The following is a 13185-nucleotide window of genomic DNA, read 5'->3' on the forward strand; positions in this document are numbered from 1 at the left end:
CGCCCCCGCCCCCCCATCCCGCCCGCGGCCGCGGGCGCGGCGCCCCTGGGGGGGCGGCCCCCCCCCCCGGGGGGGGGGGGGGGGGGGGGCGGGGGCCCCCCCCCCCCCCCCCCGCGACCCGCGCGGCTTCGCCGGATCAGCCGATCCGGCTCAGCTTCTTCCCGAAGGCCGGCTCGGTCAGCTCGCTCTGGAGCGCGACCGGCACCTTCACCTGGCTGGCACCCTCGCCCACGGTCAGCGTGCCGACCTCGGTTCCGGCCGCCGCGGAGTGCGGCACCGTCTTCCCGCCGTCGGTGAGTTCCAGCTTCACCGTGAGACCGGCCCAGCCGACCGCCTGCACGTCCTTGGTCGCGACGACCGGCGTCGTGCCTCCGAGGCCGTCGTCGACGGTGCCGACGACCTGCCCCTTCTTCACGATCTTGGCGCCCTTCAACTCGTCCTGCGTGGCGATCATGACCTTCTTGCTCGCCGCGTTGACCGCGTCGATGATCGAGGTGTCGCTGTACTGGCCGAGCACCGCGCCGACGATCAGCTGGTCGGTACCGTCGACCATCTTGTGCGCCGCGAAGAGCAGGTTGCCGCCCGCCTTGCTGGTCGAACCGGTCTTGATCCCCAGCGCTCCGTCGAAGGGCACGAGGGTGTTGTAGTTCCGCCAGACCTTGCCCGACGGGTCCTTCCACTCCGGCAGCTTGGTGATGTCCATCAGCGCCGGGATCTCGACCAGCTTCTCGCCCAGCTTCACCAGGTCCTCGGCCGTGCTCACCGTCGTGGCGTTGAGCCCGGAGGGGTCGGTGTAGGTCGTGTTCTGCATGCCGAGCTGCTTCGCGGTGTCGTTCATCTTCTCGACGAACGCCTTCTCCGAACCCGCGTCCCAGCGCGCCAGCAGCCGCGCGATGTTGTTCGCCGAGGGGATCATGAGGGCGGACAGCGCGTCCTTCTCGCTGATCTTGTCGCCCTTCTTCACCGTGTTCAGGGTGGACTCGCCCTCGGTGAAGAGCTGGCCGTCGGACTCGCCCTTGGCGTCGACCTCGATCATCGGGCCGTCCTCGCCCCGCTTCAGCGGGTGCTCCCTGAGCACGATGTACGCCGTCATCGCCTTGGCCACACTCGCGATCGGCACCGGCTTCTGCTCACCGAACGAGTCGACCTTGCCCAGCCCGGTCGCCGCCATGTAGCCCTGGCCCTGGTCCGGCCACGGCAGCTTGGGCTTGCTGCCCTCGAAGGTGTACGTCGGCTGCGCCGTCAGCTGGAGCGTGGGCGTCGGCAGCGGGCGCACCATCTGCACGATCGCAAAGACGATCAACAGGAGCACGACCAGCGGGGTCCAGATCTTGACCCGGCGGACAGCCGTACGGACAGGGGTCTCCTGGGGCGGAGGCGTATTCGTCAGCTCGGCGAGCAGATCGAGCGGCGGCTTGGGCGGCAGCGGCTGCTGCCGGGTCCGCTCGGGCTCGGCCCAGGCCGGGCCGGGGGCGGGGGCGGGCTTCGCCCCGGAGGCGGCACCTGCGGCGGACCCCGCACCCGCCCCCGACGCTGCCGCACCGGTCCCGGACGCTGCCGCCGCCCCGGCCGCCGGTGCGGCGGGCTCGGGCTTACGGGGCGCGGGCGCGGGCCGCACGTCGTCCGAGCGGAGCGGCACGAACTTGCTGGTCCGCTCGGCAGGGGTCTCCGCGGTCTCGCGGCTCTTCGAGCCCTCGCCGCTCTTCGGGGCGGGCTCTCGCGGCGGAATCTTCAGCGCGGTCGTCGGGTGATCGACCTGCGCCTGCTTGGGCGCCTTGAAGACAGCGGTGGGCTGATCGATTCCTCGCTGGTCGGCCGCGGTTTCGGCAGGCACGGATTCAGCGGACACGGATTCGGCGGGCACGGATTCAGCAGACACGGACTCGCCGTCGGCGTCGGCGTCCTCACCGGTGCTGGAGTCCGCGCCGGCGTCGGCGCTGCTGTCGGATTTCGCCCCCGCGCCGGGCTTCGAGGCCGGGACGGCCACTTCCTCGCGGGTCTTCGGCACCCGTACCTCGCCGGACGCCTCACCTGATGACTCGGCCTCAGACGCGGTCTCGCGCTCAGCTGCCGGCTCATCGTCGGAAGCTGTCGCATCCGAGGTGTCGCCCGTGTCAGCCGCGTCATCCGCATCGCCGTCGCCGTCGCCGACCCAGGCGGCGACTGCGGCCCGCAGCCGCGCGTCACCGGGCTCGGCTCCAGCATCGGACTCGCCGGCCGCGGCCCCGGGCTCACCGGACCCGGTGACCTCACCCGGCTCGTCCGCCACCGCAGCCTCGTCCGCCACCGCAGTCGCGCCCGCCTCGTCCGCCCCGGAGGCCTCGCCGTCCGAGTCGGACGCCAGAGCGCCCTCGGCGCTCTCCGGGGGCGTGGAGCCCCCTTCAGAGGCCGCGGAGGCCGCAGCGGGCGTCACGTCGTCATCACCATCGCCGTCGTCATCGCCGTCGACCGCCGCAGCGGGCCGGGTACGGAAGACCGCGGTCGCGTTGTCCGTCACGCGGTCCGTCGCGCTCCCGGCATCCGCGTCCACGTCCGCATCCGTACCCGCGTCCGGGCCCGCCTCCGCATCCGTACCCGCGTCCGCCTCCGGGCTCACGCCCGACTTCGCGGCCGGTTCACGGAACACGGCGAGACGGGGGTCACGTTCCTCCGGAGCCGTCCCCGACGACTTCTGCTGCTCCGACTTGTCGGGGGACTCGCCCGCCACCGATGCCTCCTCATGCGCTGCGGGGACAACCCCGCGCTGTCCGAACCATCTACCAGTGTCCTGTGTGAACCCCTGGCCGGGCTGCTAGACGAGAACGACATACCTACTGGTTCCCATATATAGCGGTCAGGCGCTCTCGACAGACCAATGTGAGAGGGGTCACCCTGTCATTCATCCACGCGGGGAGGCATGGATGGGCAGGAGCCGCAGAACAATTCCGGAGGAGCTTCTGCTGCTCGCTCTGGACCCGACCACGGGTACCACAGCGCAGCCGCAGTCGCTCGACCTCGGCCTGGCCGGGGCACAGCTAGTAGAGCTGGCTCTGGCAGGACGGATAGCCCCTGACGGGGATCGTATCGCCGTGGTGATGCCACGGCCGACAGGAGATCCGACTCTGGACTCCGCACTGGAACTGCTGCGCCGTCGCGGCAGCCCGGTCCGGGCCGTCCACTGGATCGGCGGACCCCGGCTGGGGCTGCGCCAGATCTATCTCGCCCATCTGGAGCGGTGCGGCATGGTGCATGCCGTGGCGGGCCAGATGTGCGGAGTACTGCCGACGACTCGCTACCAGGCGACGGACACGGCAATCAGCCGGGACATCAGAGCCCGGCTGGACAGCGCGATCCGCACCGGTGTACCGCCGGACCCGCGGACCGCGGCGCTCGCCGCACTGGCCCACGCGGTCGGACTCGGCAAGCACCTGTACCCCGGGAACGAGGGGCGTTCATCGCGCTCCAGGCTCCGGGACCTGATCAGACACGACCCGATGGGCGGACTCGTGGCGCATGCCGTGATGGACGTCCAGAACGGTGTGGCCGTACAGCCACGCCGCAATCAGCAAGCAGCGGGCGTGCCGTTGCAACCGCAAGCGCAGTCGCGCCGCGGCAGCATGGCGCAGACCGCCGCGCACTGAACCGTACGGTGTGCTGTACGGGACACCGCACAGCGCGCCGTACGGAACGGGCACGACAGCGGAACGAGCACGGACATACGCATACCGCCGCACCGACGTCCCCAAAGACCCGGTTCGGGAGCCGCACCACGCGCGGGGCAGCCGGATCCACCGGCTGCCCCGCGCGCTTGCGTGTTGCCGTTTCCCAGCGCGGCCGGTGCCGGGGGTGGCAATCTGCTGAGCAGTAGATACGCACAGCTACATAGCCGGAGGTGCCGTTTCCGTGCCGTCCCATGTCAATCCCACTGTCAGGCGACGCCGATTGGGCCAGGAGTTGCGCCGTCTGCGCGAGATCAAGGGCATGACCGCCGAGGAGGTGGCGGAGCGCCTGCTGGTCTCGCAGTCGAAGATCAGCCGTCTGGAGAACGGCCGCCGTTCCATCAGCCAGCGCGACGTCCGTGATCTGTGCGGGGTGTACGAGGTCGAGGACGTCCGGGTCGTCGACTCGCTCATGCAGATGGCCAAGGACTCCCGCCAGCAGGGCTGGTGGCACGCCTTCGGCGACATCCCCTACAGCGTCTACATCGGACTGGAGACCGACGCGGAGTCGCTGCGGGTGTACGAACCCCAGGTCGTCCCCGGACTCCTCCAGACCCGGGCCTACGCCGAGGCGCTGATCAACGGCGCGCTGCCGGAGACCCCGCCGTCCGACATCGAGAAGCGCGTCAATGTGCGCGCCCGACGCCAGGACCGGGTCAACGCGCCCGAGCATCCGCTGCGGGTGTGGGCGGTGATCGACGAGTCGGCGCTGCGCCGGATGGTCGGCGGCAAGCAGGTGATGCGCGAACAGCTGGAACACCTCGTCGAGCAGTCCCACCTCCCGCATGTGACGGTGCAGGTGCTGCCGTTCGACATGGGCGCGCACCCGGGCATCAACGGGCAGTACGCGATTCTGGAGTTCCCGGACGCCGCGGACTCCAGCGTCGTCTACATCGAGGGCGTCACCAGCGATCTCTATCTGGAGAAGGCGAACGACGTACAGCGCTACAGCGTCATGTACGAACATCTGCGGGCACAGTCGCTGAATGTGGAGCAGACCCGGCAGTTCGTCAGCGAGATGGCCAAGCGGTACACCAGCTGAAACAGGACAGCCGCAAGGTCTGTTTTGCGAGAAATGGAATGATGCCGATGGAGAGGCGACGGCAGAGTACACCGTCGCCACCTCACGACGGAAGACCCGCATGGAATATGCCATCCGGTCGAGTGAACGGCCACTTCACGCAACGGAGTTGGCGAGTAGCGTCGATCACGCCAATCGGAATCCGGTTGGCACGACTCCCCCCATCTCTCTGAACCGGAGTGAACATGGCTATTCTTCAGGGTGCTACGGAAATGTGGACGAAGTCTTCGTACTCCGGGGGCAACGGCGCATGCGTCGAGGTCAAGTCCCCGGTCGCTCTGTCCATCGCCGTGCGTGACTCGAAGGCCCCCGAGGGCCCCTCGATCACCTTCGTCCCCGGTGCGTGGAACGCGTTCGTGCGCGATGTCGCCGCAGGCTCCATCAACGCCTGACCAGCCGCACCGCCGGCCACGACGCACCATCTGACTGGAGCCCTCTCGACTGGTTCGCCGTCCTGGCCGAGGGGGCTCGGCCCATTTCCCGGCACCCGCCGCGTCACCTCAGCTGATCGACGTACCGATCCGTCCCCGGCACCGTGGGAATGAACGGCGCGGCCAACTCGACCCGCCCCAGGCCCGATTCAGCTACAGCTTCCCCGAGTCCGGCGAAGTGTTCGGCCCAGGAGGCACGCGGGTCCTCCTGGAGGAACCACAGCAGCGTCAGACGGGTCCCGACCCCCTCGACCTGCTTCACATACGTCATCCGGTCACCGGGCAGCGGCGTGGGCCGGAAGACCGTGACCATCGCGGCGGGCGACCCGTGGAGCCGCTTCGGCAGGTGCCGCGAGCGCAGCCACTCCAGCAACTCCGCACACCGCTCCGGGTCCTCGGCGTCGATGACCTCAAGGACCAGACCCCGGTACGGATGGTCCAGGGCATGGAAGTCCCGGGGGCCGGCGGCTCCGTCGCGGTAGACGGTCGCCGCGTGGTCCTGGAAGGCCGTGAAGACGTGGGTGCGGTCCTGGTAGACCCTGCCGTCCCGGTTGAGCCGCTTGTTGATCCCGACGGTCCACTTCATGTGGTCGTCGTAGCGCCCGTCCGTCACCCAGTACGTCGACAGGTAGCAGCCGGCCCCGACGGGCCGGGCGACCGCGGACTTCTCCGGGTAGCGCAGCTCCTGGAGCTCCTTGGTGGCCACCCAGCGGCGCCCGGCGGCCATCCAGGGCATGGCCATCGCGCCCGCGTAGTAGTGGTCGTCCTCGTACCAGCGGTTGTACGCGTACTCATGGCCGGGATGCGGTTCGACCATGGTGATCAGCGCGTGCCCCGGGTGGACCCCGTACGGCCCCACCGCCGCCAGTTCCGCGTACTGATCGCTGCGTGTCTCGTCGCTCATACCGTTCCCTTCCCCTTCCGTCCTGGGTCGCGGGCACCTACTCTGACGCTCCGTCAGACGAACTGCCAGAGCCGGGAGGCGCCGATGTTGCTCGCGGGGAAGACCGTCATCGTGTCGGGCGTCGGGGCCGGGCTCGGGCACCGGATCGCGGAGACCGTCGTCCGGGACGGGGGCAACGCGGTGCTCGGGGCGCGTACCGCGGCGCATCTGGCCAAGTCGGCCGCCGAGATCGACCCGGAGGGCCGGCACACCGCCTATCTCGCCACCGACATCACGGACGAGGGGCAGTGCGAGGTGCTGGCCGCCCTGGCCTCGGAGCGCTTCGGCGGGATCGACGCGGTGGTCCATGTCGCCGCCTGGGACAGCTACTTCGGCGGCCTGGAGGATGCCGACTTCGCCACCTGGCAGGCGGTGATCGATGTCAATCTGCTCGGTACGCTGCGGATGACCCGGGCCTGCCTGCCCGCACTCAAGGAGCGGGGCGGCTCGGTGGTCATCATCGGTACGCAGTCCTCGGTGGCCGCCCCGTCACAGGTGCGGCAGGCGGCGTACGCGGCGTCCAAGGGGGCGCTGACCTCGACGATGTATTCACTGGCACGGGAACTGGGACCGCACCGGATCCGGGTGAACACCGTGGTTCCGGGCTGGATGTGGGGGCCGCCGGTGCAGGCGTACGTCCGGTTCACCGCGGACACCGAGGGCGTACCGGAGGCCGAGGTGCTGGCCCGGCTCACGGATCGGATGGCACTGCCCGAACTGGCCACGGACGAGGATGTGGCGCAGGCCGCCACCTTCCTGGCCTCGGACCGGGCGCGATCCATCACCGGCCAGTCGCTGCTGGTCAACGCCGGGGAACTGATGCGCTGACGTGTCGGCGCCCCGCTGTACCGGCGCGTCAGCTCGACGACGCACTGACACACTGACGTGCCAGCGGACTGACATGCTGACGTGCTGACGCGCCAGCGGACTGACGTGCTCAGGTGCCAGCGGACTGACGAGCCGGCGCGCCCGCGCACTGACGTACCGGGCCCGGTGCCCCTACGCGCTCCCCCTTCCCCGGCCGCACGGGACCCGCATCCCGTACGGTCGCCTCACCCTCTCCCGGCGTACGCCCCTTTCGCGGTGCGGCCTGACGAAGTGCCCGCCCATCGTGTGGGTTTGGTCGCGTTCACGACAACGCTCCACCAGGTCAAGAACCAGCAAAATCGTTCGGCTTACTGATCGGTGTTCACATTTCTGATCGCGCAAGTCCTTGACCGGGAGCCCAGGCGGGCGGTTCAATCCCCGAAGTCCCCACTCCCGCACGGGGCCCCGCTGAACGGCCGTACCGACGAAGTGCGTGACCCGTTCACAAGGCGGACCCCTGGAGGGGGCACATGAACAGTCTCGACTGGGCCGTGCTCATCGGATACTTCGGTGTGATGGTCGCGATCGGACTCTGGTCGCACAAGCGCGTGGACAACGTCAGCGACTTCTTCACGGCCGGCGGCAGGATGCCGTGGTGGCTGTCGGGCATCTCGCACCACATGTCCGGCTACAGCGCGGTGATGTTCACCGGCTACGCCGGAATCGCGTACCAGTACGGCGTCACGTCCTTCGTGACCTGGTCGCTGCCGATCGCCATCGGGATCGGGATCGGCGCCCGGCTCTTCGCGCCCCGGCTCAACCGGCTGCGCTCGCGGCTGCGTGTCGCGTCCCCGCTCGAATATCTGAAGGACCGCTACAACATCCCGACCCAGCAGGCCCTGGCCTGGTCCGGTCTGCTGCTGAAGATCGTGGACGTCGGCGCCAAGTGGGCGGCCATCGCCACCCTGCTCTCCGTCTTCACCGGGATCTCGCTCACCCAGGGCATCTTCATCACCGGTGCCATCACCGCCGTCTACTGCACGGTCGGCGGGCTGTGGGCCGACGCACTCACCGAACTGGGGCAGTTCATCATCCAGTTGTTCGCGGGGCTGGCCATGCTCGTCATCGCCATGGGCAAGCTGGGCGGCTTCAGTTCGCTGTGGACCGTCTGGGACAGGCTGCCCGAGGGACACACCGACCCGACTGCCGGACCGTACACCGTGACGTTCCTGCTGGCGTACCTGTTCATCAAGACCTTCGAGTACAACGGCGGCATGTGGAACCAGGCCCAGCGCTACATGGCCACGGACTCCGCGCGCTCAGCGACCCGTTCGGCCCGGCTCTCCGCGGCCTTGTGGCTTGTCTGGCCGGTCGTCCTGTTCTTCCCCATGTGGGTGGCCCCGCTGCTCGTCGAGGCGAAGAAGCCGGACGCCTCGGACAGCTACGCGCTGATGACCGAACAGCTGCTGCCGCACGGTCTGCTGGGACTGGTCGTCGTCGGCTTCTTCTCGCACACGATGGCCATGTGCTCCTCGGACGCCAACGCCATCTCCGCCGTCTTCACCCGCGACATCGCCCCCGTCTTCTCGAAGGCGGCCCGCACCTGGAGCAACCGCAGCGGTCTGCTGGCGGCCCGGCTGTCCACGCTGGCCTTCCTCGGCCTGTCGATGGCGCTGGCGACACAGATCAACTCACCGACGTTCAAGGACATCATCTCGGTCGTCATCAAGTGGGTGGCCGGACTGATGGGCCCGATCGCGATCCCGTTCATGCTGGGGCTCCTGCGTACGTTCCGCAGGTCCGGACCGACGGCGGCGCTCACCAGCTGGGCTGCGGGTCTGCTCGCGTTCTACTTCACCAACTACAACGTCGACGGCTCGGTGAAGACGGATGTCGCGCTCCAGTACCAGGTGGCACTGCCGCTCGCGATCTCGCTGGTGCTCTACATCGTGATCGGCTTCGCCAAACCGGAGGACACCCCGGAGCGCGACGCGATCATCGACAAGGTCAACTGGGGCGACGGAGAACCGGACGACGACGGCCCGGCCCCGGCGTCGGACGCGGCGATTCCGGCCCAGGGCGGTCCCCCCGGCTCACCGGTACCGGACGGGCCGGGGAAGGGCTAGGGACCACCGGCCGAAGAGGGCACGGAGGTACGGGGATCGGGGCGCGGGGGCGCGGGGCGCGGGGGCGCGGGGGTACGTGGCGCGGGGGTGCGGGGGTGCTCATGCCCGTACCCCCGCCCCATCTCCGTGTCAGCGGCTTCGGACACCGCGGCCGGTCCGGCCACCGCGGCCAGTTCGGCAGCGTCGGCCGCTTCAGCCGCGTGGGTAGCGGACCAGCCAGCCCGGGGCGGCCGCGGTCGGGCTGTGGAGGGCCGGGCCCTGGGTCATCTCCATCGCGAAGTCGTCGGCGATTTCGAGGAGGGTGGCGCGCCCCTCCAGTTCGGACAGCCAGGCCGGCGGCAGTGCCGTCTCGCCGTGCAGCGCGCCGAGCAGGGCCCCGCAGACCGCCCCGGTGGCCCGGGAGGGCCCGCCGTGGTTCACCGCGAGCTTCAGGCCGTGCCGGATGTCCTCGCCGACCAGTGCGCAGTACACGGCCACGGCCAGGACGTCCTCCGCGGTGTCCGTGTCTCCCAGCGCCTCGATCAGGGCCGGGCCCGGGATTCCCTGGCGTACGGAGCCGAGTGCCTGCTGAAGTGCCTCGGTGACCGGTTCATGACCGGGGCGTTCCGCGAGCAGGGTCAGGGCGTGCTGGACGGAGCCGTCCAGGGTCTCGCCGCGGGCCAGCCCGTGCACCAGGAGGCCGAAGGCCCCGGCGGCGAGCTGGGCGGCCGGGTGGCCGTGGGTCTGGGCGGCGCACTCGACGGCCAGCTGGAGCACGAGCTGCGGCTCCCAGCCCACCAGCAGCCCGAACGGCGCGGACCGGGTGAGCGCGGCCGCGTCCCGGGCAGTGGGGTTCTTGGGCCGGTCGAGGGTGCCCATGGTGGTGTCGCCGAAGCCGGTGAGGCATTCCCGGGTGGGGTCGCGGCGGGCGTACAGCCACTCCTGCGCGGCCAGCCACCCGTTGTCCTTGCGGCGTTCGTCGGGCCCCCAGTCGCGCTGGGTCGCGGCCCAGCGCAGATGCGCCTGATGCACATCGGTGGGCGGGTGCCAGGCGCCGGTGTCACGGCGGACCTGGGCGCGGATCAGCCCGTCGACGGTGAACAGGGTGAGCTGGGTGACCGCGGTGACGGCCCCGCGGCTGCCGGGCGGGGAGCCTGCAAACACAGGACCTACGGGCGCGGGACTTCCGGGCGCGGGACTTCCGGGCACAGAGCTGCCGGGCGCGGGGACGAAATCGGTGACCCCTTCGGCGCCGTGGGCCTCGCGGATCTCCTCCAGGGTGAGCCCCGTGACCGCGGCCCCGAGCGCGTCACCGATGGCGCCGCCGAGCAGGGCGCCGCGTACCCGGCTGCGGAAGTCCTGCTGCTCGGCCCGGCCCCAGACAGCCGTGGTCCCTGTGCTCACCTCGCCCCTCCCCGTACGTCTGTCACGCAGGCCGATCCGTGTCCCAAACGCTGTGCTGCTCCGTGCGACTGCGCAGCACTGTAATCGAACGGGAACGGTCGGTTCAGGGCCGGATCCGAGTACGCGTGGGTATGTGAACGGACGTCCCGCAGGTCGTTTTTGAACTGTGGGGAAGCGGTGTGGACCCGGTGAGAAACCGCCCGGGGCACCACGCCCGAGGCACCGTCTCGGGTACCCGTTTCCGGCGGCGCCCGGCTCCCCCGGGTTCAGCTTCCCGGTTCCTGCCCGCTCTCGCGGACCGTCGCCTCCAGCCTTTCGCGCTGGGTGCGTGCCCAGGTGTAGTCCGGGTCTATCTCCAGCGCCCGGTCCAGGTCGGCGAGGGCTTCCGCGGGCCTGCCCAGGGCCTCGTGGGCGAGGGCTCGGCTGCCGTGTGCCCAGGCGTAGTCGGGGTTCAGCTCCAGCGCACGCCCGTAGCTCGCCACGGCCTCCTCGTAGCGCCCGAGCGCCCGGTAGACCTCGCCCCGCTCCCCCTCGGTCCCGGACAGCCCCGGGGTCAGTTCCTCGGCCCGGTCCAGGTCCGTGAGGGCGCCGAGCGGGTCGCCCAGGACGGTACGGACCCCGGCCCGCCGCACCAGTGCCCAGCCGTACTCCGGCCACCGGGCGATGGCCCGGTCGAAGTCCTCCAGCGCCTCCTCGTGCCGGCCCAGGCGGTGGCGGACCAGGCCGCGGCTGCCGAGCGGCACGGCGTCGGTCGGGTCCATGGCGTGGGCCCGGTCCAGGACGGTCAGGGCCTCCTCCAGCCGCCCCATCCGCCGGTAGGTCTCACCGCGTTCGCGCACCACCCACGCCCAGGTGGGGGCGATCTCCCCGGCCCGGTCCAGATCCGCGAGGGCTTCCTCGTACCGGCCGAGCGCGCGCAGCACCACCGCCCGCCCCTGGTAGGCCTGTTCGCTGCGCGGGTTCACGGCGATGGCCCGCCCGTGGTCGGACAGGGCGGCGTCGAACTCCCGGGCCCGGAAGCGGCTCCAGGCCCGCGCCACCAGGGCGGCAGCCCTGGCCCGGTCGTCCAGCTCGGCGCGGGTCAGCAGGAGCCCGAGGGCCGCGGTGGGGCGGGGGCCGTGGTCGGTGAGGGCGCTCAGCAGGTCCCGTCCCCAGTCGCGCAGGACGGCGCTGTCGGCGTCCTCGCCCGCCTCCGCGAGGGTCCGGGCCCAGTGGCGGGCGGCGACCGAGTGCTGACCGCAGACCTCGATCCCGGCGCGCAGCGCATCGGGCAGCGCGGTACGGGGGCGGGCGCAGAGCCGGTGGTACAGCGTGTCGAGCGCCGCGTCGCGCCAGGGCTCCTCGGCCCACAGCCTGCCCGGGTCGAGCCCCTCCGCCGCCGCGTCCCGCCGGGCGGCGAAGGCCTCGGCGAGGCGGTCGTGCGCCTCGGTCCATCTCTGCGGCGACGCGGTGCGCTGGAGGCGGAGCATCGGGGCACGGACGACGTCGTGGTACCGGGCCCGCCCGGAGTGCCGTTCGGCGACGAACGGCAGCTCGTGCAGCCACGCGTACACCCCGGGCGCCCCCTGGGGCACCACGACCGCCACCAGGTCCTCGTCGATGCGCCGGGGCAGCGCGCAGGCGAGAGCGGCGGCGCGGCGGTCCGGGTCGCTCTCCCCGGCCAGGAAGCGCTCGACCGCGCTCGCGCTCGCGTCGCCCACCGCCCCCGGGTTCGCGGCGAGCGTGGAGACGAGGACCGGCAGCCCGCCGGAGAGCCGGAGCACTTCCCGTACGACGCTCTCCTCCACCACCCCTCTGCCGGTGAGGAGTTGGCGTGACTCCCGCTCGGTGAACGGCTCCAGCGGCACATCCGCGACCAGACGGGTGTGGTCGGCCCAGCGGGCGGGGTCGAGGCGGCGCTGCCCGGCGAGGGTGAGGACGAGGTTCGCGGGGAGAGCCCCGTACCGGCCGGGGGTGAGCAGGTCGGTCAGCCAGCCGTCGAGAAGCGGGGCGGTGCGCTCGTACGTGTCGAGGAAGAGCACGATCCACGGCACGGCGTCCGCGACCCGTTCCAGTTCGGCGACGAACACGGGCGTCAGGACACGTACCGGCTCCGACAGCAGCCGGGCGTCGTCCTGCTGCCGCGACCGGCCGCCGAACACGGCCCGCAGCCCGCCCGCGCCGCGCGCCACCACCGCCGGATCGATCCCGCCGACGAACGCCCCCACGACCGGCAGCGTCCCGGCGGCGATCAGCCCGGCCTGCGCCGCGACCACGGCCCCGGTGGACGGCTCGCCCGCCGCCGGTTCACCCTCCGCCCCGGCCTCGGTGACGGCATCGTGCAGCCGGCGCCGGTACGTGGCCAGCAGCCTGTCCAGCGCCTTCATCGGGTGCCCCTGCGCGGCGAACTGCGCGGCGATCAGGGCCAGTACCTCCGGTACGGACTCGGCGCTCTCGTCGACCGACGCGGTGAGCGCCCCGCACCCCCTGGCCGTCTGCCGCCACTCCCGTACGAGGGACGTCTTGCCGACCCCCGCGTTGCCGCGCACATGGAACACGAAACGGTGCCGCGGATCCTCCGGCGGTACGTCGAAGTTCCCGCGGAACAGGCCGAGTTCGCCGTCCCGCCCGACGAACGCGGCACGGCGTTGCTCCTCGACGATCTGCTGAAGGGACAGGCGGCGCGGGGTGGCTGCGGACATGCGCACCAGTCTGTCAGCGGCGAGGTCCCGCCGGG

Annotated in this window: 9 protein-coding genes; 5 read left to right on the forward strand and 4 right to left on the reverse strand. The window is 71.2% G+C overall.

Annotated elements, in window-relative coordinates; all coding sequences use genetic code 11:
* Positions 1-136 precede the first annotated feature (136 nt).
* Positions 137-2707, reverse strand: a complete 2571-nt coding sequence (locus ABT170_RS38645) for a serine hydrolase (protein ID WP_351875594.1) — start codon at positions 2705-2707, stop codon at positions 137-139.
* Between the two features lie 193 nt (positions 2708-2900).
* On the opposite strand from ABT170_RS38645, the gene ABT170_RS38650 reads away from it, so the two are divergent.
* From ABT170_RS38650 to ABT170_RS38660, 3 genes are all read left to right on the forward strand, one after another.
* On the forward strand, positions 2901-3620 hold the full coding sequence (locus ABT170_RS38650) for a GOLPH3/VPS74 family protein (RefSeq protein WP_073725732.1): 720 nt from the start codon (positions 2901-2903) through the stop codon (positions 3618-3620).
* Positions 3621-3882: 262 nt separating this feature from the next.
* The gene (locus tag ABT170_RS38655; RefSeq protein WP_329943888.1) at positions 3883-4740 is read left to right on the forward strand and encodes a helix-turn-helix domain-containing protein; all 858 of its coding nucleotides are present in this window, start codon (positions 3883-3885) and stop codon (positions 4738-4740) included.
* Between the two features lie 224 nt (positions 4741-4964).
* Complete coding sequence (locus ABT170_RS38660; protein WP_266922771.1) at positions 4965-5171, forward strand: DUF397 domain-containing protein; 207 nt, start codon at positions 4965-4967, stop codon at positions 5169-5171.
* 103 nt (positions 5172-5274) lie between these two features.
* Here ABT170_RS38660 and ABT170_RS38665 read toward each other — a convergent pair whose 3' ends face one another.
* A complete protein-coding gene (locus ABT170_RS38665) occupies positions 5275-6114 on the reverse strand; it encodes a hypothetical protein (protein ID WP_329943889.1) in 840 nt (279 codons plus the stop codon).
* An 84-nt stretch (positions 6115-6198) separates the two neighbouring features.
* On the opposite strand from ABT170_RS38665, the gene ABT170_RS38670 reads away from it, so the two are divergent.
* The gene (locus ABT170_RS38670) at positions 6199-6981 is read left to right on the forward strand and encodes an SDR family oxidoreductase (protein WP_351875599.1); all 783 of its coding nucleotides are present in this window, start codon (positions 6199-6201) and stop codon (positions 6979-6981) included.
* A 509-nt stretch (positions 6982-7490) separates the two neighbouring features.
* Positions 7491-9086, forward strand: coding sequence for a sodium:solute symporter family protein (locus ABT170_RS38675; RefSeq protein WP_351875602.1), 1596 nt, complete (start codon positions 7491-7493; stop codon positions 9084-9086).
* Positions 9087-9278: 192 nt separating this feature from the next.
* Here ABT170_RS38675 and ABT170_RS38680 read toward each other — a convergent pair whose 3' ends face one another.
* The gene (locus ABT170_RS38680; RefSeq protein ID WP_351875605.1) at positions 9279-10469 is read right to left on the reverse strand and encodes an ADP-ribosylglycohydrolase family protein; all 1191 of its coding nucleotides are present in this window, start codon (positions 10467-10469) and stop codon (positions 9279-9281) included.
* Between the two features lie 266 nt (positions 10470-10735).
* Positions 10736-13150: a tetratricopeptide repeat protein gene (locus tag ABT170_RS38685; protein ID WP_351875608.1), complete on the reverse strand. Its 2415-nt coding sequence runs from the start codon at positions 13148-13150 to the stop codon at positions 10736-10738.
* Positions 13151-13185 lie beyond the last annotated feature (35 nt).

Source organism: Streptomyces sp. NPDC001787, from assembly GCF_040297465.1.
Taxonomy (GTDB): domain Bacteria; phylum Actinomycetota; class Actinomycetes; order Streptomycetales; family Streptomycetaceae; genus Streptomyces.

What these genes read in the sequence shown, in the direction of transcription:
- ABT170_RS38650 (WP_073725732.1), top strand. Translation starts at nt 2,901, where the DNA reads ATGGGCAGGAGCCGCAGAACAATTCCGGAGGAGCTTCTGCTGCTCGCT.
- ABT170_RS38660 (WP_266922771.1), top strand. Translation starts at nt 4,965, where the DNA reads ATGGCTATTCTTCAGGGTGCTACGGAAATGTGGACGAAGTCTTCGTAC.
- ABT170_RS38665 (WP_329943889.1), bottom strand. Translation starts at nt 6,114, where the DNA reads ATGAGCGACGAGACACGCAGCGATCAGTACGCGGAACTGGCGGCGGTG.
- ABT170_RS38670 (WP_351875599.1), top strand. Translation starts at nt 6,199, where the DNA reads ATGTTGCTCGCGGGGAAGACCGTCATCGTGTCGGGCGTCGGGGCCGGG.
- ABT170_RS38675 (WP_351875602.1), top strand. Translation starts at nt 7,491, where the DNA reads ATGAACAGTCTCGACTGGGCCGTGCTCATCGGATACTTCGGTGTGATG.
- ABT170_RS38685 (WP_351875608.1), bottom strand. Translation starts at nt 13,150, where the DNA reads ATGTCCGCAGCCACCCCGCGCCGCCTGTCCCTTCAGCAGATCGTCGAG.